Here is an 18,384-nt window from a genome sequence, read left to right on the forward strand (position 1 = left end):
CGAGTACTGCAACGGCACGCAGCAGAGTGGGTGGCCTCGGCGTTTGTAGTGGCTGAGGCGGGCCGGGTGCCGGCGTCCGCGGCGCCAGTCCGACCACTGCCATGTGGTGCGTGCCAGGCTCGCCAGTCACGGACGTGGTACTCGCCCAGGCCGGCCTCGTTCTTGGCCTGCTGGAAGCATTTCCTCGGGGGCCCACCTGGTGCCGGCGATGCGGGCCAGGTCCATCAGCCGGGTCTTTCCGGGCCCGTAGCAGACGTAGGAGGCCGGCTCGCCCGTGCTGATGGTGCGCGGGGCGAGTGGCCAATGCCCACGCCCTGGCCGCCAGAACACACCCGGATCGGGACTAGCGCCCACCAGCAATAGCGCGGGCCGTGCGCATCCGGCCCGTAGGAGACACCGGGCCCCACCGCGCGGCGGGTGACCCGGCGTCATCCACGGCTTGCGGCCCAGGGGGTGGACGGCTCCGGCGGACGCGTGCGTCCACCCACCACGGCCAGGTGCGGGTGGGGTCAGTGGACCTCGGCCAGCGAGCGGCCCTCGGCGGCTCCCGGCTCGGTGGCGGGGCGCCGCGCCGGGATGGTCGCGGCGATCGCGGAAGCGAGGAGGGCGACCGCGCAACCGATCAGCATGGTCACGCGGAAGCCGTTCTCCGACGGCAGCGGACGTCCCGCGAAGGACGTCGTCATCTGAGCGAGCACCACACCGATGACGGCGGAGGCGATCGAGCTGCCCATGGCGCGCATCAGGGTGTTGAAGCTGTTCGCCGCACCGGTCTCCGAGCGGGGCACGGCGCCCATGATCAGGGCGGGCATCGCACCGTACGCGAGTCCGACACCGGCGTTGGTGACGATGGCGACCGCCATCAACCCCCAGGTCGTGCCGAGCAGCGCCAGCGAGACCCCGTAGCCGGCGGCGATGACCAGCGAGCCGACGGCCAGGGTGAACTTCGGTCCACGGGCCGCGGAGATCCGGGCGCCGAACGGCGAGACGGCCATCATGGTCAGGCCGGCGGGCAGCAGCCACAGGCCCATGGCCAGCATCGACTGACCCAGGCCGTAGCCGGTGGCCACGGGCAGCTGCAGCAGCTGCGGGACGGCGAGCGACTGGGCGTACATGGCGAAGCCGATCAGCAGCGACGCGGTGTTGGTGAGCAGGACCTGGGGGCGGGCGCTGACCTTCAGGTCGATGAGCGGGTCGTGGTGGCGGCGCTCCCACCAGCCCCATGCCAGCAGCACTACGATCCCGCCGGCCAACAGGATGAGGGTGGTCGGGGAACCCCAGCCCCAGCTGGCACCCTTGGTGACCGACAACAGCACACCGATCAGACCCGCGCCCAGGGAGAGCGCGCCCACGTAGTCGAATTTCTGCCCCTTGGCGAACACCGGCGCGGTCGGCACGATCCGCCAGATCAGCACCGCGATCAGCACGGCGGCCACGGCCGCGCCCCAGAACAGCACGCGCCAGTCGGCGTACTCGGCGACCGCCGCGGAAAGCGGCAGCCCCAGCCCACCGCCGATGCCCAGCGACGCGCTCAGCAGGGCGATCGACGAGCCGAGCTTGTCCTGCGGCAGCACGTCGCGCAGCAGGCTGATGCCGAGCGGGATCATGCCCATGCCGACGCCCTGCAGACCGCGGCCGATCACCATCGGCACCAGCGCGGTGGACAGCGCGCACAGCACCGAGCCGATGAACAGCGGCGCGCAGCAGATCAGCAGGACGCGCTTCTTGCCGTACATGTCACCGAGCCGGCCGATGACCGGCATGAAAACGGCGGCCGCGAGCAGCGTCGCGGTGATCACCCAGGTGGCGTTGGCGGAGGTGGTGTGCAGCAGCTGCGGCAGCTCACCGATCAGCGGTGTCACCACCGTCTGCATGATCGCCCCGGTGATGCCGGCGAATGCCAGCACCGCCACGATGCCGCCGGGGCGGATGGCTTTCTCGGAATCAGTCACTCGTCATCCCCTGTATCGATGAGCGGCGGCATGCCGCCCCGGACCGGGGGGCATGAGCCGCTGATTGCGGCCGGACCTTCGCCGTGGTGGTCGCTCGTGAGCCTCCACGCCAGAAAGATACTGAGTGTCAGAATCAGTCTCAATAGTTATATGAAACACAACACTTAAACTGACACTGAGTTTCAGCGAAGGTACGATGTCAGCATGGTTACCCGTGCGCACGGCACCGCCCGAGACATCGCGAGAGTCGCCATCCGCGCCCGGCTGACCGAGGTCGCCATCGATCTGTTCCGCCGCGACGGGTTCGACCGAGTCACCGTCAACGACGTCGCCGAGGCGGCCGGCGTCTCACGCAGCACCTTCCTGCGCTACTTCGGCACCAAGGAAGAGGCCGTGCTCAGCACCTCCGACGAGCACGAGGCGGAGGTCGCCGAAGCCCTGCGCAAGCGCCCGGCGACCGAGGACGACTGGACCGCGCTGCGCAGGTCGCTCGATCCCGTGCTCAGGCACTATGGTCACGACCCCGCCACAGCACTCCTGCTCGCCCAGCTCATCGCCGAGACACCGGCGCTGCGCGCCCGCAACCTGGAACGACAGGCCAACCTGCGACCAGTCCTGGCCGCCATCGTCGCGGAGCGCTCGGGCGCCCCGTCCGACGCCATCCGGCCGGCGGTGCTCGCCGCTACAGCCCTGATCTGCCTCAGCATCGCCGTCGACCAGTGGACCGCGTCCAAGGGCGAGCGCGACCTGCCCGGGCTGCTCGACCAAGCCTTCGCCACCCTCGCCCACTCCTGATTGCCTGCGCCCCGCGCCGTCTCATCCCGAGGGAGTGCGCTCGCGGCCGGTGACCGACGTCAGAGCCCCCATCGGCCACTCCGTCGTGACGAGTCTGGTGCCCTTTCCCGCGGAGACGGCGGCGTAACGGCGCCGTCCTGCCTCCTGCCTGCGTGGCGGCCCAAGGAATGGGGACCGACCGTCGGCCAGCCGCGGGCCGAGCACCTGATCGAGCGGCGGCGACGCCGGCTCGAGGTGATGGCGGGAGAGCGGCTGCGGGGTGCCGCCACGGCTTGCGCCGAGGCGGCTCTACAGGCCCCGCTGCCGGCCGGGCCGTGATGACGGCCGGCAGGCTACCGGGATCCGAGCGGCTCCAGTCCAGGCGGCCCACGCCGACCGGCGAGCGTCCGGTTCGCCTGCGCCGTGTGCTCGCTGTCAGTCAGGGATGATCTCGACGGCGGTTCGTGCTGGATCGGCCGCCCAGTGGGCGAGCAGCGACAGGCCGTCGTGGCTGGGACTGCCTGGTTCAGCGGTCCAAACGATGATGGACTGATCGGGGTCGGTGGCGCAGGACAGGGTGTTCCAGTCGAGGGACAGGTCACCGACGATCGGGTGGCGCAGGTGTTTCGTTCCGGTGCCGCGGTGCGCTACGTCGTGTGCAGCCCACCACTGCCGGAACTGGGCGTCGCGCATCGAGAGCTCACCGACGAGGGTGGCCAGCCGCGGATCGTGGGGGTGGCGGGTGCTGTCGCGGCGCACCTGGGCGATCGCCATCCGGGCGACGTCTTCCCAGTCGGCGTACAAATTGCGCAGGGCCGGGTCGGTGAACAGCACCCGCAGGAAGAACCGGTCTTTCTCCGGGATCCGGCCGAAGTCGGTGAGCAAGGCGGCACCGATCGGGTTCCAGGCCAGCACCTCGGTCCGGGTGCCGATCACGAACGCAGGAGTCATACTCAAATCGTCGAGCAGGCGTTGCAGCTGCGGGTCGACCTTCTGCCGGGTTCCCCGGCGCGGCCGCGGTGAGATCGGATCACCGGCGAGCTCAAACATATAGTCGCGTTCGTCGTCGTCGAGACCCAAGACGCGAGCGATGTGCTCGAGGATTGGCGGGGAGGCCCGCATACGGCCCTGTTCGACCCGGGTGTAGTAGTCGGTGCTGATGGCGGCCAGCACCGCGACCTCTTCGCGTCGCAGGCCCGGGACGCGGCGTGCCTGGGCACCTTCGGGGAGCCCGGCTTGCGCCGGGCTGATCCGTGCCCGCCGGGCCTTGAGGAATTCTCCGAGTTCATTCAGGTTCGCGTCTTGTCCCATGTCATCGAGCTTGGCATCCGAGGCGCCGAACTGCCGGGGATAGTTTCCTCCCTGGCAGCACTATGACCTCCCAGCCGGGTATTCGGGCGGACAAACCGCCAGTGGTGTATCTGCGATCAGCGAGCACAACCCTCCCCCGGCAGGGAGTAATCCGTCCCTGTCTGCGACATGGGGCCGCGCGGAGTCTGGAGCCTGGAACGAGCGGAGGCGCTCGGCGGATCCACCAGAGGAGCGGTCATGAAGGCGGTAGGACTGACGCAGTTCGGCGGACCGGAGGTACTGCAAGTGCTTGATCTTGCCGTCCCCGAGGTGACACCCGGTGAGATCCGGATCCGGGTACATGCGGCGGCGGTCAACCCGGTCGACGCGCTGGTACGCCGGGGCATCGCTCACGTTGCCGGCATCGAGGCCCCTTACGTTCCCGGGATGGACGCGGCCGGCGTAGTCGAACAGATCGGCGACGGCGTCGACACCGACCTACGGGTGGGTGACAACGTCATGGCAGTCGTGCTGGTTTCCGGGACACGCGGGGCCTACGCCGAGTACGTCGTCGTCCCCGCCGAGTCGGTGGTGCGCGCCCCGGCCGGCATGAGTCATGCCGAGGCCGCCACGCTGCCGATGAACAGCCTGACCGCCCGCATGGCGCTCGACCTGCTGGACCTGCCCGCCGGGGCCACCCTGATGGTCACCGGAGCGGCCGGCGCGGTCGGCGGATCCGCCGTCCAGCTGGCCAAGGCCGACGGCTACCAGGTCATCGCCGATGCCACGCCAGCCGATGAACAGCTGGTCAAAACGCTGGGCGCCGACATCGTGCTGCCTCGGGGAACCGAGTTCCCGGACCTGGTACGCAGGCAGATGCCTGACGGCGCTGACGGCCTGATCGACACCGCGGGCATCGCCGCGACGGTCCTGCGTGCGATACGTGACGGCGGCCGGGCGGTGTCGTCCGATCGACGCGCCGCCGGGACCGGCGAACGCGGCATCGCCACCCAGCACACCTTCGTACCACACTACGTCCGCGAACACGCCAAACTCCTGCGCATCCGCGACCTGGCGCAACAGGGCCGGCTCATCCCGCGGGTCGGACAGGTCCTGCCGGCCGAGCAGGCCGGCGAGGCGCACCGGCTACTGGACGCGGGCGGCCTGCGCGGCCGCATCGTGCTCACCTTCTGAACCCTCCAATCCACCCAAGATCATCGACAACCTCACCCAGGCGTGGTCACCGATCGGCGGGATCACCTTCTACCCCGGCTGGGGCGAACACCGACGCAACGTCCTGCACGATCCCGTCATCGCCGCGCTCGCCGCCGAGCACGGGAAAACCCCGGCTCAGGTGATGCTGCGCTGGCATTTGCAGCAAGGCCGCTCGGCGATCCCGAAGTCGACCAACCCGAGCCGGATCGCACAGAAACAATGTTCGACCTGGTCCTCCCAGAAAACCGAGTAAGCGGTCGTCCACGGCCTTGCGGGTCTCGCAGTCGATCAGCACGGCGCCATGGTTGCGGCCGCGCTCCATCGCGGACTCCTCGGCACCGAGCACCGTGATGTTCCGGACCGCCGGGTGGGGCAACCCGGATCAGCCGAAGGAGGCGATCGCGCCGGCCGGCATGCCCAACGTCGTGGCCGGCCGGGCGCCCGGCCGGCCGGCCGACGCGAGGCCGATCGCCGTGAGCATTCGCCGGAGTTCCTCGCTCAGGCGTAATCAGCGCCGAGTCAGCACGTCGGCCTGTTCGGCAAAGGTCGCCTGCATTCCGGGTTCTCGTGGAAAAATCGTCGGACCTGCGGCTAAGTCCGTACCAGTCATCCCGTTATCGGAGCATAATCACGTTCTGCTGATATCGCGGATGGACTGGGGATACCGTCGCGCAGGCAGAGCATACGGATTGGTGACCGCGCACGGCGCCAGCCAGGACGCCGCCGGCGCGGAACGCGAATATTCGATCTCGATATCGGCCAGATGACGACGTGGTTCGCCGGAAACCACACCGCACGACAACGGCTTACCGCCGGCCGTCCATCCCACAGGTCCAGGCAGAGCCGAGTCCGAAGCCCGTTTGTCGGTGGTGTTCGAGACCAGGTCGTGAACGCCGGAGAGGGGGTGCCCCGCGTGACGCCCCCTCCCTCGCCACCCAGGGCTACAAGCCGAAGGCGCCGCCTTCGATGAGGATGAGCAGACCGATGCCGATCAGGACGATGGGCAGCAGGACGTGTCCCCAGCGACTGAGTGCCCTGGCGATGATCGGGCGAATAGCGAAGAACAGCCCGCCGGCGACCCATACGGCGACCAGGAGCAGGAAGACGATCACGTAGACGGTCATGCCACCGCCACCCGCGCTGGCGAAGACCGGTACGTAGACGCCGATGTTGTCACCGCCGTTAGCGAACGTGACGGCGGCGACGGCGAGGACGCCGGGAGCGCCGTTGGTCGCCTCGGTCCGGTCGTCGTCGTTGTCGTTGCGGTGCCGCCAGGCTTGGACGGCAGCTTTGATGCCCAGGACCAACGGAAGCAGACCGAGGTAGGGCACGGCCCGCTCGGGCAGGAACGTGGCGCCGACCGCGGCCGCCACGGCGACGGCGAGGATGCCGGCGAAGCCGAGGTATTGACCGGCAAAGATGTTGCGGGTGGTGTTCCGGCGGCCTGCGCCTTGGGCAAAGAACAGGGCCAGGATCAGGATGTCGTCGATATTGGTGACGGCAAACAGGCCCGCAGCCTGTCCGATGATGCTCAGGTACATGGCCGTCCAGCCATGGCGCCGGTGACAGATGTCTGCATGTGATCAACCTTTGAAGATGCTGCTGACGAGGACGCGGAGGGCATGGAACAATTCGGCCGTCGCGGCACCGAAGGCGTGCGGCGGGTTGTGTTCGGCCCAGGCGCGGTCAGCAGCGCAGGATCCGCAGGGCGTGCAGGTCGGGCCGCCATGCGGCGACGGACTGCCAGGTCACCCCTTTACCCCGACGCCGCGGGGACGGGTCCGCGGAGGCCCGACTGAACGCGGCCAGCGGCAGCAGTGAGGCGTCGACGCCGGCGGGCCGGGTGTCTGCGCGGGGCAGAATGGTCAGGCCGTCGGAGGTCAGCTGAGGATGCTGGGCAGGATCGTGGGCGCTACCGGCCAGCCCGCTCTGCCCGCCGGCCGGCAGCGGGTCAGGCTGGTGAGCGGCGGGCAGCCAATCCGGGGTGATCAGGTAGATCATCAAGCTCAGGACGGTCAACAGCACGACGCATGACCACCGTCGTGTCACCGCGCCCCCTACCAGCGTCCGTTCCCCACCGCAGCGAGATCACAGCATCTCATGCCGCGATCTTGAGCGGCGGTAGGCGCCGACGCACGTCGGGCAGGGCGGATCACCGACGGTCCAGGTGGCCTGCGCTTTGTTCACCGGTTCGGGCATCGCCCGTGGCGTTCCTCGATCGGATGGATTCGATGTTCAACGTTCCGGACCCATCGCGGGCAGGGGACATCGCCGGCGGGGGTGGGAGTATGCCGGTGACGCCGATGTCGGCAGGGGTGATCGGTCGTTCGGGCCGCGTGGGTACAGCTGATGGATCCCGGCTATTTGCCGCTGTAGACGGGGAACTCGCTGTGTTCGCCGTAGTCGCGCGCCCGCAGGCTGCGGAGCAGGGTCATGTCGTTGTCGGAGATCGAAACGTCGACGTTGGCGTTGCTTCGCATGTGTTCCGGATTCGCGGTCTTGGGCAGAGACACGGTGCCCAGCTGCAGCGTGTAGCGGATGCACAGCTGCGCGACGGTTACCCCGTACCGGTCCGCCATGGCGACGATTTCCGGGTTCTTCAAGATCGTGCCGTGGGCGATGGGCGAGTACGACTCCACGAGAATGCCCTTGTCCTGGCAGTAGGCGACAAGTTCGTCCGGGGTGTTGCCCGCATGGACGAGTAGCTGGTTGACGTGTGGAGTGACCGTGCAGGTCTTGAGGATGTTCTCGATGTCGGTCTGCTGGAAGTTGGAGACGCCGATGGCACGGATCTTGCCGGCCTGGTGAGCGTCCTCGAGTGCGCGCCAGGCCTCACGGTTGCCATCGGCGTAGTCGCCGCCGCGGAAGTCGTTCCATGGCTGGGGGCTGTGGATCAGCATGAGGTCGATGTGGTCCAGCCCCAGCGTGATCAGGGAGCCGTCGATCGCAGCGGTTGCTTCATCGAAGTTCTTGATCTCGGCGGCCAGCTTTGTGGAGACGAACAGCTCGTCGCGCGGAACAGCGCTAGTGCGCACTCCTTCGCCGACGCCGCGTTCGTTGCCGTAGGCCTGGGCGGTGTCGATGTTGCGGTATCCGATGGCGACGGCGTCGCGGACTGCCTGGGCGGCTTTGTCGTCGTCGATGAACCAGGTGCCCAGACCGAGCTTGGGGATCTCGACGCCGTTGGACAAGGTGTACGTCTCGTTGAGGATCATGGGTTTGCCTTCTTTGCGTAGTGGCCTCAGCGGGCGGCCAGGACCTTGTCGAGGATGTCTGCGGCACGGCCGCTGCGGTCCGGGCCGACAGCGGGGTTCAGGTGCGTGATGAGATCGCGGAGCTGCGGACCGGTCAGGCCGGTGTTCAACGCGATGCCGAGGTGCGACTGCAGCTGGCTTTCCACGCCGTCGAGGCTGGTCAGGGCGGCGACGGTGGCGATCTCGCGGGTCTGCCAGTCGAGGTTGTCGCGGCTGAAGATGTCGCCGAACAGATGGGTCTTGAGGAACCTGTCGACGGCGGGGGCGAACTCGAACAGCGGGCCGGCCACCGGCGCGCCGGACAACTGGGTCTGGTTGGCGGTGCCGGCCTCCAGCATGTCGGTGTCCGCAGGCAGGTTCTTCGGTTCTTCACCGGCCGGGTCAGTGATGCCGTCGGCGCGGCGTCGCTCGATCAGGACCATGAAGGTGCCGAGGGCGTTGAGGCTGCGCGGGAAGCCCGCGTAGGCGTACATCTGCACCAGGATCTCTTTGATCTGGTTGATGCTGAGCCCGGCGTTCAGTCCGTCGGTAAGGGCGTCGTGCAGCTGTGGCATCCGGCCGGACGCGGTGTGGGCGGCGATGGCGGCGGCAGCGTGCTGTTGTGGGGTCAAAGTGTTGGTCATCGGTTTTCCGTCCCTTGCGGCGATGCTGCTGGATCAATGTTTGTTGGCCTGCTCGTACTGCTCGTTGGTGACGGGTTCGAGCCAGGTGGTGGGGTCGCCGCCGCCGGAATCGGCTTCGAGCATCGCGAGGTGGCTCATGAAGGTGTCGGCAGCGGCGCCGTGCCAGTGCTCCTCGCCGGGCGGGCAGACCGCGGTCTCGCCTGCATGGATGCGCAGGACGTGGCCGTCGCGCGTGCCCACCAGGCCCACGCCCTCGGTGACGTGCAGGGTTTGCCCGACGGCGTGGGAGTGCCAGTTGGTGCGGGCGCCGGGCGTGAACCGGACGAGGGCCACGGTCAATCGCGAGAGTCCGGTGCCGCTGTAGATGGGGGTCATGTAGACGTCGCCGGTGAACGCCTGCGCGGGCGTCTTGACGGTCGGGCGTACAGGCAGCAGATCCATGAGTGTCCTTCGAGTGATCGAATCGGAAAGGGGCGTTCCCCGGCATCGGTCGCTATGCGGACCGCGGCCCGGCTGCCGATCGAACGTTTGGCCGGCCGGGGGCTACGTCGTCTATGCAACGCCGGGAACGTCGCAGGTGGGAGGGGCTGCCGTAGCAGGTAGTGGCAGAACCCCTCTGCCGTACGCCGGTCGTCGTAACGTTGCTGGCATGGACACCCAGGGTGACGTACGCGAGTTCCTGGCCTCCCGGCGCGCCAAGATCACGCCCGAGCGGGCCGGGCTGCCGAACTACGGCGGCACCCGCCGCGTCGCCGGACTGCGCCGGGCCGAGGTGGCGATGCTGGCCGGGGTCAGCCCCGACTACTACACCCGCCTGGAGCGCGGGAACCTCAGCGGCGTCTCCGACAGCGTCCTGGACGCCATCGCCCGAGCTCTGCAGCTCGACGAGGCCGAACGCTCCCACCTGCACGATCTCGCCCGCGCCGCCAACACCAACCCTCGGACGCGGCGACGGCCGGCCAAGCAGCAGATCCGTCCCGGTGTGCAGAGCCTGCTCGACGCGATGACCGATGCACCGGCTTTCGTCCGCAACGGCCGGCTGGACATCCTTGCCGTCAACCCCATCGGTCGAGCCCTCTACTCGCCCGCCTTCGCCACCACCGCGCGGCCGGTCAACCTGGCCCGGTTCTGCTTCCTCGACCCCGCCGCCGAAGACTTCTACCCCGATTGGGCCGACGCCGCCGACACCACCGTCAACCTGCTGCGCACCGAGGCCGGCCGCGACCCGTACAACCGTGCCCTCACCGACCTCGTCGGGGAACTCGCCACCCGCAGTGACGACTTCCGGTCCCGCTGGGCCGCGCACAACGTCCGCTTGCACCACACCGGTGTCAAGCACTTCCAACACCCGGTCGCCGGTCGGCTCGACCTCGCGTTCGAGGCCATGCCGTTGCCGGCCGACCCGGGCCTGACCCTGACCGCCTACAGCGCCGAAGCCGGCACACCCGCCCACGAAACATTGCGCCTGCTGGCCAGCTGGACCGCCACCCACACGTCGGCGAGCACACCGGCCGACACGTGAGCGCCTTCCTGCAGTCAGTGCGCCCCGGACGGCGAGATCAAGCTGCTCGTGGCCGTCCAGGCGGCGCTGTTCTGGGCCCGCGCCGGAGAAGCCGAATGTCGAGTTCGGCGACAGCGTCCCCGAAGCCCGCACGCTCCAGTTGCCCTTCGCAGGGCCCCACATGCAAGAACGCACAGAGCCTTGCCGCTTTTGTCTGAGTCATGCAATCGGCCTGCGCGACTGCGGTCGTCGGCATTGCCTTGGCGGAGGAGTGAGTCGGAGGACTCCCGTCGGTGTTTCGTGCCGCCGCGCGGTGGGTCAGCTGACGTCCGACGCGATTGCGCCTTTCACCGCCATGGTCGTGACCAGTGGCCTCGCAGCGGCTGGTTACCGGATGCTGGGGCCGCTACTCCTTCATTTCGACGGCGAAGCCGCCTTCTCCGTCGCTGATCTCCAGTCCGCCGGCCGCCGGGAGAGTCACGAACCCGCAGCCCTGAATCACCCCGCCGCCCCAGGCATCGGCTGATGCGAGACAGCAGATGAGGCGTTCGCCCTGCTCGGCAGGCAAGACGAACTCGCCGTCATCGTCGAGAACGGCGACCACGCCGCCGGCCTGAGTGACCTGGTCCCGGCCGACCCGCGCGGAGACGCCCTTCAGGTCCTGCCTGCCGATGGGCCTGTTGCCGGCCGTACTCCAGAGACCGTCGACGGCCGCGGCCTGCACGGCACGCCGCCGACCGCGCGTTCCTCCACTCCATGCACGTCGGCGCAGGATGGATCATGGCCGTGGCCCCGCGCCCCGCGAGAACCGGGCGACGGCGGCGCAGCACCCTGACGACGACCCTGCCTGCGGGCGCGGACGTCAGCAGAACCGACCGGCCGCGAATCCGCAGCGCGTAACCGGGTGGCGTACGGGTATCGCAGCGGCCGTGGCAGGCAGACGTGGCGCACGGAGGATCGCGGCGGCCTGGCGCCGGTGGCGCAGTCGCATCGGCTGGGTGGATCATGTGACCCGCGCGGTGCTGCGCTACGACGAGGCCGACGGCGGCCGGCTCGCGGCAGCTGTCACGTACTACGCGTTCTTCGCCACTTTCTCCCTGGGGTTGCTGGGCTTCGCCGTCTTCGCGTTCGCGCTCGACGACCCCGCGGTGCTGCAGTCGGTGGAAAGGTACGCCGCGGAGAACCTGCCCCACATCGACGTGCAGCAGTTGCGCAACGCCCGGAACACCGCGGGGGTGATCGCGTTCGTCGGCCTGCCGATCTCGGGATGGTTCTGGGTCGACGTGATGCGCTCCTCGATCCGCAAGATCTGGGGACTCACCGAGTATCCCGGCAAGCTGGTCGTCCGCGTGCTCGTCGACATGGGCGTGTTGGCCGGGCTCGGTGTCCTGCTGGCCGCGTCGCTGTGGGTGGCCTACGTGACGACGACCATCGCCGGCCGGGCGGTCGACGCAGCCGACGCCACACCGTCGCGGTGGCCGCTGGCCGTGGTCGGGCTGGTGCTGGGTCTCGCGGTGAACATGGTGCTGGCCGCCGGCATGCTGACCGGGCTGCCGCGCATCCGGATGCCGATCCGCCGGGTCCTGGCGCCGGCACTGCTCGTCTCCGTCGGGCTCGAAGGGCTCAAAACCCTGGGCCGCCTGTACGTGCGGGCCACCGAGGCCAATCCCACCTACCACCTCGTCGGCGGCTCGGTGGGGCTGCTCGTGTTTCTCAGCGCCGTCAACCAACTGGTCCTGTTCGCCGCCGCGCTGACAGCGACCAGCGGGACCGGACGGCCGCTCGATCTCGCCGAGGGCGACCACGTCGACACCTCGGTGGACCAACCGCCGCCCCGAGGCGGACCCCCGGCCGCGGAGCGCGCCGCCGATTGGCACGCCGAGTAGTCCCATGATCACGCAAGAAGCGCCGCGCGGCGGGTAAGGTGGCGCGCATGACGAGGGACGGCGTGCGCGGCTTCGTGCGGCGGTCCCTGCCTGTCCTGCTCGCGCTGCTGTTGACCGGGCCTTTCGCCACCGCTGCCGTGGTCCCCGCGGCATCTGAGGCGCCGTCCCGGGTGGCCGCCGTGGCGCAGATCGAGGCGGCTCCCGCGCCGGAGCCGGCCGCGGACCTGCCCGAGGAGCTCCCCGCCGCCACCGACGTCGTGGCCGGGACCCCGCAAGTGCTGCACCCGCAGGCCGTCGCCGGAGTGCGCGGTTCGCGCGCGCCTCCGTCCACTCGCGCCTGACCGCACCCCCTCTCCTCTTTCCGCGCGCCCGTTCGACGGCGTGCGGCTGTCGACTTTCATCGATCCCACGGACGGGAATGCCGCCATGAACCTTGTCGCCGAAATGATCTTGAATGACCCCCGGCCAGCGACCGTGTGGGGCGTGCTGATGGTGCTCGCGCTGCTCTCGCTGGTGCTGCTGGCCAGCCCGCACGGCATCAGCGAGCCGACCCGCGCCCTGCGCGAAACCGCCGGGACCATGCGCACCCTGCGTGAGCAGCGCCGCCACCGGATCCGGCAGGCCGAGGAGACCATCCGGTACGCCGACGAGCTGCACGTCGCCGCCCAGCGCGCCGAACGCGGGGCGCAGCGGTGGCTGGAGCACTGGCAGGACAGCGAGCAGCACGTCAACGCCACGTGGCAGGCGTGGCTCGACGCCCAGGCCCGCCTCGACCGCGCCCACACCGCCGCCGCGTTCCGGACCCCGTGGACGGCACCGACCCCGAGCGAGTACGCCGCCCGGGAACGCTGGCTGCACCAGGCCGTGAGCGTTGCCGCCGAACGCGGAGAACTGCCGGCAACCGCCGTCGGCGATGCGCTGGCCGGCCGGGGCTGGGACGCCCGGCTGCACCCGGTCGAGCAGGAACTGGTCGTGCTGCGCACCGCCGCGGCCTACCTGCTGGCCGAGCACCGCCGCGCCGTGGCCACCGAGCAGGCCACCTGGCACGACGCGCAACTGGCCCGGCGTACCAGTGAAGATCTGCACCGCGAAGCCGCCGCCGCCACCGTCCTGGCGATCCCGGCCCGCGAAATCGTCGCCGCCGCCCGCCCCCAGCGCCGCACTGCCCGCACCACCGTCGCCGTCCGCACCGCCTGACCCGGCTCCACCGCCACGCCGAGGGACGGCCGGCATTCCCAAAGGCCGCTATCCCCGTCTCGCCGGGGCGATGGGACGGTGACTGGCCCGGGCCACTGGCCTCCACCACCCGAACTGCCGCCACAGCGTCAGGGCGTACCTGCCCGGCGTGACCCGGCTGCCGAAGCCGGGGACGGGGCCCGGCGCCGCCAGCGGAACGCCACCAGTCCGGGCCGAGTTCTTCAACCACATCCCGTGCCGGCGCGGTGGCCTTCTACGCCACGGTTGCACTCGCCCACGGACATCCGCATCCGCGGTCGAGGCTGCCCGAGGCGGCGGGCGTCCCACGAGCCGCAGCTCGCCGCCCCGCCGGTGACGACCCAGGACGGACTCATCCCAGCCACAGGCCCAGAAGCTTGATCAGTGATTCGGTCTGGCGGCGGTCCAGCCGGTCGACGGCGGGGGACATGGCCTCGTGCACCTCACGGTAGGCCTGGCGGGCCAGTTCGAGGCCGGCCGCGTCGATCAGCACGTCGATCGCCCGGCCGTCGTCGGGGTTCTTCTCCCGGCGCACCAGGCCGCGGCGCTCGGCCCGATCGATCAGCCCGGACATCGTCGACTTGTCCAGGCCCATGTGCGTGGCCAGGTCGGTGACGCGGACGCGGTGGTCGACGAGGATGCCGAGCATCCGCATCTGGGTCAGGGAGAGGTCGTGCTCGGCGCCGATGCGCGTGAGGACGCTGGTGATCCGGAACGAGGTCTGCACCAGGGAATCCACGAGGACTTCCGCTCGTGAGCCGGGTTGCGGTTGCGGGGACATGACCTCCAGCGTACGCGAGATGGTTTTGAATACCACCGATCAGCGCCTTGACGTGGTTCGTAACCCCATCTAATTTAGTGTGTATAACGAACTAAATTGCGCCCGTGGAGGTCAGCATGAAAGCCGCCGTCGTCTCCTCGTTCGGCACCACCCCGCGCTACCAGGACTTCACCCTGCCCACCCCGGCCGGAAACGAACTGGTCGTCGACGTGCTCGCCGCCGGCCTGCACCCGCGGGTGCTGTCACAGGCCAACGGCTCTCACTACACCAGCACCGGCGAACTGCCGCTGGTGCCGGGCATCGACGGCGTGGGCCGCGACGCCGAGGGCAACATGCGCTACTTCATCCTCCCGGACACCACACTGGGCTCCATGGCCGAGCAGACGATCATCGACGCCCGGCGCAGCATTCTGCTGCCGCCCGGCACGTCCCCCGTTCTGGTGGCGGCGGCGATGAACCCGGCCATGTCCTCCTGGGTAGCGCTGCGCCGCCGGATCACCTTCACCCCTGGACAGAAGATCCTGATCCTCGGCGCCACCGGCAGCGCCGGCCAGCTGGCCGTGCAGGTGGCCAAGCTCTTCGACGCCAGTCACATCATCGCCGCCGGCCGCGACACCGAGAAGCTGGAGGGCCTGCGACGGCTCGGCGCCACCGACGTCGTCGCCCTCGACAGCGACCAGCTGGCCAAGGTCGCGGCCGACGTCGACGTGGTCATCGACTACCTCTGGGGCACGCCGGCCACCGCGGCCATGACCGCCGTCGTCACCGGCCGCACCGACCGGGGCAAGCCGCTGTCCTGGGTGCAGATCGGCTCGATCACCGGGGCCACCGCGCAGATCCCGTCGGCGGCGCTGCGCGCCTGCCGGATGCAGATCGTCGGCAGTGGGCAAGGCTCGGTCGACACCCGCGACATCCTCGCCGAGCTGCCGCTGATCGCCGCCGCGATCACCGACGGGTCACTCTCCGTGGACGCCGAGGCCGTGCCGCTGACCGACGTGGAACAGGTATGGGACCGCGCCCTGAGCAGCGAGCGCCGCATCGTGATCACCCCGCGCCCCTGACAGCACGCGAGTTCGACGAGCTCAGATGATCTACCGAAACCGGTCGCCCTCGCGGTCGACCTGGTCCTGGAAGGCCGCCGGCGCCTCGCGGGCGCGGGCGTGGCCGCCGTTCTCCAGCGCGCCCCCGGCGAGCCGCTGGGCGGATTCGACCACGAGTTCGGGCAGGTCGTGCCCGAGGGCCAGCGACAGCGCCTCCTCGGACAACGCCACCATCTCGGCCCGCCGCACGTGGTTGCGGTGCAGGAGGAAGGCGAGGTAGTGCAGGGCGATGACCACGAAGGCCGGGACGCCGCTGCGGCGAGCCGCGTCGATGGAATGCGCATCTGTTCGACGCCTTCCGCGAAGGCCCGGCGCGGGCTGCGTGCCAGAGATCGCCACGCGTGGGACTGCTCAGCGCAAGACCTTCCGCGACGGTAGCGGCAAGGAGGACGACGACCCCGCCCGCGCCGCGGCTGCGATCGTCGACATCGCGCACGACCCGCACCCGCCGCTGCGACCCAGCTGAGCCGCGACGCCACCTGGCCGATCGATGGAGCCCAGGGCGACGAGGCCGTCGTGCCGGCGAAGCTGCGTCGGTAGCGGTCCGGGCTGGTCTGCAGGACGCGCTGGAAGTGGGCGCGCAGGGCGCTCGCTGCGCTCGGCGACGGCGGGCACGGGCAGGGACAAACGCGCCGGTGCAGATGGAGACGATGCGCGCACCCCGGGCGGCAGCCGCCCGCACCGCGTCCAGCACCGCGTCGGGCACGCTCAGCGGCAGGGCGACGCCGGGAACCACCACCGTGCCCGCCTCGGCGACGCCTGTCAGCGCGTACGGGGCCTCGATCCGGTAGTGGCTGATGCCCGAGACGCTGGTCCGGACCGCGGGCCCCTGTTGGTCGGAGCAACCGGCGTTGTAGTTCCCGCGGCCAGTCCGGCGAGCATGGCCAGGGCGTCGGCCGTCTCGGACCCGGGCCGGGCCAGGTAGACGAACAGCGTTTGCGCCGGCTCGCCCGGGATCACCACCGCCTCGCTGGCGAACGTCAGCTTCCCCACAACCGGATGGTGGACGACCTTCTCGTCGTGCGGAAGCTCGTACACGACCTGATCGGCCCACCAGCGCCGGAAGTGCTCGCTGCGCATCGACAACTCACCGACCAGCTCGGCCGTGCGGGGGTCGTCGGGATAGCGGGCGGCGTCCAGGCGCAGCATCCCGGTCATCGCGGACGTGGTCTTCGCCCACTTGTCGCCCCAGATCGACTTCGCGCCCTCGTCCAGCACGAGCCAGCGCAGGGCGTTGCGCTGCCGGGCCGGCATCGCGTCGAAGTCGGCCAGCAGCAGGCGGGCCATCCGGTTGGCGGCCAGCACGTCGGTGCGGCGGCCCAGCACGTACGCCGGCGCGTCGCCCAGCTGTTCCATGAGCCGCAGCGTCCCGGGGTGCACCACCTGCGGGCGCGGGGCCCGTTTACGCGCGGCGGGCTTCGCCCGGGCCACGGCGCGCAGATAGGCACGCTCGGCCGGGTCCAGGGCGAGCGCCGTGGCGAGCGCGTCGATCACCGACTCCGACGGCATGATGTGCCGGCCCTGCTCCAGCCGCGTGTAGTAGTCGACGCTGACGCCGGCCAGGGCGGCCAGCTCCTCGCGGCGCAGACCGGGCACCCGCCGCGCGGGACCCTTCGCGAGCCCGGCCGCCTCCGGGGTCAGCGCAGCCCGGCGCGTACGCAGGAAGTCACTGAGCTCTTCGTTGTGGACCACCCGTCCAGTATCGGTCGCCGGCCGGGGTCCGCCCGGCGGCAAGGTGGCCCACCGCGTCCTAGGTTCGGGTGGGCCGATCAACGCCCCCCGGCCCGGGTCTTTCCGAGCTGAGATTCCTTCCATGACGAACAAGACCTGGCTCATCACCGGCGCCACCTCCGGCTTCGGCCGCACCCTCGCCCTCACCGCCGCCGAACGCGGAGACACCGTCATCGCCACCGGCCGGCGCACCGACGCCCTGACCGACCTGGCCGCCCAGAGCCCCCGCATCACCACCGTGACCTCCGACATCACCACCCCCGACGGCATCACCGCCATCACCGACGCGGTCACCGCGGCCGGCGGCATCGACATCCTGGTCAACAACGCCGGCTACGGCCTCTTCGGCGCCGTCGAGCAGGTCGACGACACGGCCGCCCGCAAGGTATTCGAGACGCACGTCTTCGGCCCGCTCGCCCTGCTGCGGGCCACCCTGCCCACGTTGCGCGAACGCCACGGACGGGTCATCACCCTGTCCTCCGAACTCGCCGTCTACGCCTGGACCGGCTCCGGCCTCTACTCCGCCAGCAAAGCCGCCGCCGACCTCATCACCGAAGCCCTCGCCCTGGAACTGGCACCCACCGGCGTCAAAGCCATCGCCATCCAGCCGGGCACCTACGCCACCGAGTTCGGCCCCACCTCGGTATCTCTTGCCGTACCACCCAACGAGGTCTACGCCCCAACGGTCGGCGCCTTCTTCCAGGCCTTCGGCACCAAGCCGGCCGAGGAGTTCGGCGACCCCCGCGAAGTGGTCGACGCCATCCTGCACGCCGCCGACACCGACAACCCGCCGGCCCGGATCGCCGTGGGCGACGAAGCCGTCACCACGATCCGTCAAGCACTGACCGCACGCCTGGCGGAGGTCACCGCTCCGGCAGCCTGAGCGCGATGTCCCCGCCGCCACGGGCGTGCAGCACCTCCGACGGGGTGCGGCCGGCCAGGCGGCGGGTCGAGGCAGAGCGCGACATAGGCGAGGAAACGACGCAGCTGTGCGCGAGCTGCGGGGGCACCAGCGTGCCGGGACATCACACCCCTTCGTTGCCGCCGAGCCCTTCCCGTCGC

21 protein-coding genes and 1 pseudogene are annotated in these 18,384 nt (G+C 70.0%); 10 read left to right on the top strand and 12 right to left on the bottom strand.

Annotated elements, in window-relative coordinates:
* Positions 1 to 107 precede the first annotated feature (107 nt).
* A pseudogene (locus RBH18_RS44255) lies at positions 108 to 395 on the bottom strand (IS701 family transposase); the annotation flags it as partial.
* 114 nt (positions 396 to 509) lie between these two features.
* The gene (locus RBH18_RS28625; protein ID WP_306213413.1) at positions 510 to 1,952 is read right to left on the bottom strand and encodes an MFS transporter; all 1,443 of its coding nucleotides are present in this window, start codon (positions 1,950 to 1,952) and stop codon (positions 510 to 512) included.
* A 204-nt stretch (positions 1,953 to 2,156) separates the two neighbouring features.
* Here RBH18_RS28625 and RBH18_RS28630 point away from each other — a divergent pair, with 204 nt between their 5' ends.
* Positions 2,157 to 2,747 (top strand): acyl-CoA-like ligand-binding transcription factor, encoded by a 591-nt coding sequence (locus RBH18_RS28630; RefSeq protein WP_306213415.1) that lies wholly within the window; start codon positions 2,157 to 2,159, stop codon positions 2,745 to 2,747.
* Between the two features lie 414 nt (positions 2,748 to 3,161).
* Here the strand turns inward: RBH18_RS28630 and RBH18_RS28635 are convergent, their stop codons facing one another.
* Positions 3,162 to 4,037 carry a helix-turn-helix domain-containing protein gene (locus RBH18_RS28635; RefSeq protein ID WP_306213417.1) on the bottom strand — a complete coding sequence of 292 codons (876 nt, stop codon included), beginning with the start codon at positions 4,035 to 4,037 and terminating at the stop codon, positions 3,162 to 3,164.
* Positions 4,038 to 4,274: 237 nt separating this feature from the next.
* Here RBH18_RS28635 and RBH18_RS28640 point away from each other — a divergent pair, with 237 nt between their 5' ends.
* Entirely contained in the window at positions 4,275 to 5,210 is a 936-nt protein-coding gene (locus RBH18_RS28640; RefSeq protein ID WP_306213419.1) for a quinone oxidoreductase family protein, read from the top strand.
* A gap of 118 nt (positions 5,211 to 5,328) precedes the next feature.
* Positions 5,329 to 5,484 carry an aldo/keto reductase gene (locus RBH18_RS44180; RefSeq protein WP_372339000.1) on the top strand — a complete coding sequence of 52 codons (156 nt, stop codon included), beginning with the start codon at positions 5,329 to 5,331 and terminating at the stop codon, positions 5,482 to 5,484.
* 688 nt (positions 5,485 to 6,172) lie between these two features.
* Here the strand turns inward: RBH18_RS44180 and RBH18_RS28650 are convergent.
* The 5 genes from RBH18_RS28650 to RBH18_RS28670 form a co-directional block, all read right to left on the bottom strand.
* Positions 6,173 to 6,772 carry a cadmium resistance transporter gene (locus RBH18_RS28650; RefSeq protein WP_306213423.1) on the bottom strand — a complete coding sequence of 200 codons (600 nt, stop codon included), beginning with the start codon at positions 6,770 to 6,772 and terminating at the stop codon, positions 6,173 to 6,175.
* Between the two features lie 145 nt (positions 6,773 to 6,917).
* Positions 6,918 to 7,256 (bottom strand): hypothetical protein, encoded by a 339-nt coding sequence (locus RBH18_RS28655; RefSeq protein ID WP_306213424.1) that lies wholly within the window; start codon positions 7,254 to 7,256, stop codon positions 6,918 to 6,920.
* A gap of 335 nt (positions 7,257 to 7,591) precedes the next feature.
* Positions 7,592 to 8,446, bottom strand: a complete 855-nt coding sequence (locus tag RBH18_RS28660) for an aldo/keto reductase (RefSeq protein ID WP_306213426.1) — start codon at positions 8,444 to 8,446, stop codon at positions 7,592 to 7,594.
* A 26-nt stretch (positions 8,447 to 8,472) separates the two neighbouring features.
* Complete coding sequence (locus tag RBH18_RS28665; RefSeq protein WP_306213428.1) at positions 8,473 to 9,108, bottom strand: carboxymuconolactone decarboxylase family protein; 636 nt, start codon at positions 9,106 to 9,108, stop codon at positions 8,473 to 8,475.
* Positions 9,109 to 9,141: 33 nt separating this feature from the next.
* Complete coding sequence (locus RBH18_RS28670) at positions 9,142 to 9,549, bottom strand: (R)-mandelonitrile lyase (RefSeq protein ID WP_306213430.1); 408 nt, start codon at positions 9,547 to 9,549, stop codon at positions 9,142 to 9,144.
* A 208-nt stretch (positions 9,550 to 9,757) separates the two neighbouring features.
* On the opposite strand from RBH18_RS28670, the gene RBH18_RS28675 reads away from it, so the two are divergent.
* Positions 9,758 to 10,630 (top strand): helix-turn-helix transcriptional regulator, encoded by an 873-nt coding sequence (locus RBH18_RS28675; protein WP_306213431.1) that lies wholly within the window; start codon positions 9,758 to 9,760, stop codon positions 10,628 to 10,630.
* Between the two features lie 385 nt (positions 10,631 to 11,015).
* On the opposite strand, the gene RBH18_RS28680 is transcribed toward RBH18_RS28675, so the two are convergent.
* A complete protein-coding gene (locus RBH18_RS28680) occupies positions 11,016 to 11,333 on the bottom strand; it encodes a hypothetical protein (protein WP_306213433.1) in 318 nt (105 codons plus the stop codon).
* Between the two features lie 274 nt (positions 11,334 to 11,607).
* On the opposite strand from RBH18_RS28680, the gene RBH18_RS28685 reads away from it, so the two are divergent.
* The 3 genes from RBH18_RS28685 to RBH18_RS28695 all read left to right on the top strand — a co-directional run bounded on the left by RBH18_RS28685 (position 11,608) and on the right by RBH18_RS28695 (position 13,692).
* Positions 11,608 to 12,495 (top strand): YihY/virulence factor BrkB family protein, encoded by an 888-nt coding sequence (locus tag RBH18_RS28685; protein WP_306213435.1) that lies wholly within the window; start codon positions 11,608 to 11,610, stop codon positions 12,493 to 12,495.
* Between the two features lie 47 nt (positions 12,496 to 12,542).
* Entirely contained in the window at positions 12,543 to 12,836 is a 294-nt protein-coding gene (locus RBH18_RS28690) for a hypothetical protein (RefSeq protein ID WP_306213437.1), read from the top strand.
* A gap of 142 nt (positions 12,837 to 12,978) precedes the next feature.
* A complete protein-coding gene (locus tag RBH18_RS28695; protein WP_306213439.1) occupies positions 12,979 to 13,692 on the top strand; it encodes a hypothetical protein in 714 nt (237 codons plus the stop codon).
* Between the two features lie 370 nt (positions 13,693 to 14,062).
* On the opposite strand, the gene RBH18_RS28700 is transcribed toward RBH18_RS28695, so the two are convergent.
* Positions 14,063 to 14,449 carry a MarR family winged helix-turn-helix transcriptional regulator gene (locus RBH18_RS28700; protein WP_306213441.1) on the bottom strand — a complete coding sequence of 129 codons (387 nt, stop codon included), beginning with the start codon at positions 14,447 to 14,449 and terminating at the stop codon, positions 14,063 to 14,065.
* 146 nt (positions 14,450 to 14,595) lie between these two features.
* Between RBH18_RS28700 and RBH18_RS28705 the strand changes: the two genes are divergently transcribed.
* Positions 14,596 to 15,552: a quinone oxidoreductase family protein gene (locus RBH18_RS28705; protein ID WP_306213442.1), complete on the top strand. Its 957-nt coding sequence runs from the start codon at positions 14,596 to 14,598 to the stop codon at positions 15,550 to 15,552.
* Between the two features lie 30 nt (positions 15,553 to 15,582).
* Here RBH18_RS28705 and RBH18_RS28710 read toward each other — a convergent pair whose 3' ends face one another.
* Positions 15,583 to 15,828 carry a hypothetical protein gene (locus RBH18_RS28710; protein WP_306213444.1) on the bottom strand — a complete coding sequence of 82 codons (246 nt, stop codon included), beginning with the start codon at positions 15,826 to 15,828 and terminating at the stop codon, positions 15,583 to 15,585.
* Between the two features lie 85 nt (positions 15,829 to 15,913).
* Here RBH18_RS28710 and RBH18_RS28715 point away from each other — a divergent pair, with 85 nt between their 5' ends.
* Positions 15,914 to 16,057, top strand: coding sequence for a hypothetical protein (locus tag RBH18_RS28715; RefSeq protein ID WP_306213446.1), 144 nt, complete (start codon positions 15,914 to 15,916; stop codon positions 16,055 to 16,057).
* Positions 16,058 to 16,353: 296 nt separating this feature from the next.
* Here RBH18_RS28715 and RBH18_RS28720 read toward each other — a convergent pair whose 3' ends face one another.
* Positions 16,354 to 17,283, bottom strand: coding sequence for a helix-turn-helix transcriptional regulator (locus RBH18_RS28720; protein WP_306213448.1), 930 nt, complete (start codon positions 17,281 to 17,283; stop codon positions 16,354 to 16,356).
* 121 nt (positions 17,284 to 17,404) lie between these two features.
* Here RBH18_RS28720 and RBH18_RS28725 point away from each other — a divergent pair, with 121 nt between their 5' ends.
* The gene (locus RBH18_RS28725) at positions 17,405 to 18,205 is read left to right on the top strand and encodes an SDR family oxidoreductase (protein WP_306213450.1); all 801 of its coding nucleotides are present in this window, start codon (positions 17,405 to 17,407) and stop codon (positions 18,203 to 18,205) included.
* Positions 18,206 to 18,384 lie beyond the last annotated feature (179 nt).

Origin of the sequence: Actinoplanes oryzae (genome assembly GCF_030757795.1) — a bacterium.
Lineage (GTDB): Bacteria > Actinomycetota > Actinomycetes > Mycobacteriales > Micromonosporaceae > Actinoplanes.

Bases quoted from the DNA above. Each gene is read 5' to 3' on its own strand.
- RBH18_RS28635 (WP_306213417.1), bottom strand. From the start codon at position 4,037: ATGGGACAAGACGCGAACCTGAATGAACTCGGAGAATTCCTCAAGGCC.
- RBH18_RS28690 (WP_306213437.1), top strand. From the start codon at position 12,543: ATGACGAGGGACGGCGTGCGCGGCTTCGTGCGGCGGTCCCTGCCTGTC.
- RBH18_RS28675 (WP_306213431.1), top strand. From the start codon at position 9,758: ATGGACACCCAGGGTGACGTACGCGAGTTCCTGGCCTCCCGGCGCGCC.
- RBH18_RS28665 (WP_306213428.1), bottom strand. From the start codon at position 9,108: ATGACCAACACTTTGACCCCACAACAGCACGCTGCCGCCGCCATCGCC.
- RBH18_RS28670 (WP_306213430.1), bottom strand. From the start codon at position 9,549: ATGGATCTGCTGCCTGTACGCCCGACCGTCAAGACGCCCGCGCAGGCG.
- RBH18_RS28725 (WP_306213450.1), top strand. From the start codon at position 17,405: ATGACGAACAAGACCTGGCTCATCACCGGCGCCACCTCCGGCTTCGGC.
- RBH18_RS28630 (WP_306213415.1), top strand. From the start codon at position 2,157: ATGGTTACCCGTGCGCACGGCACCGCCCGAGACATCGCGAGAGTCGCC.
- RBH18_RS28640 (WP_306213419.1), top strand. From the start codon at position 4,275: ATGAAGGCGGTAGGACTGACGCAGTTCGGCGGACCGGAGGTACTGCAA.
- RBH18_RS28650 (WP_306213423.1), bottom strand. From the start codon at position 6,772: ATGTACCTGAGCATCATCGGACAGGCTGCGGGCCTGTTTGCCGTCACC.
- RBH18_RS28660 (WP_306213426.1), bottom strand. From the start codon at position 8,446: ATGATCCTCAACGAGACGTACACCTTGTCCAACGGCGTCGAGATCCCC.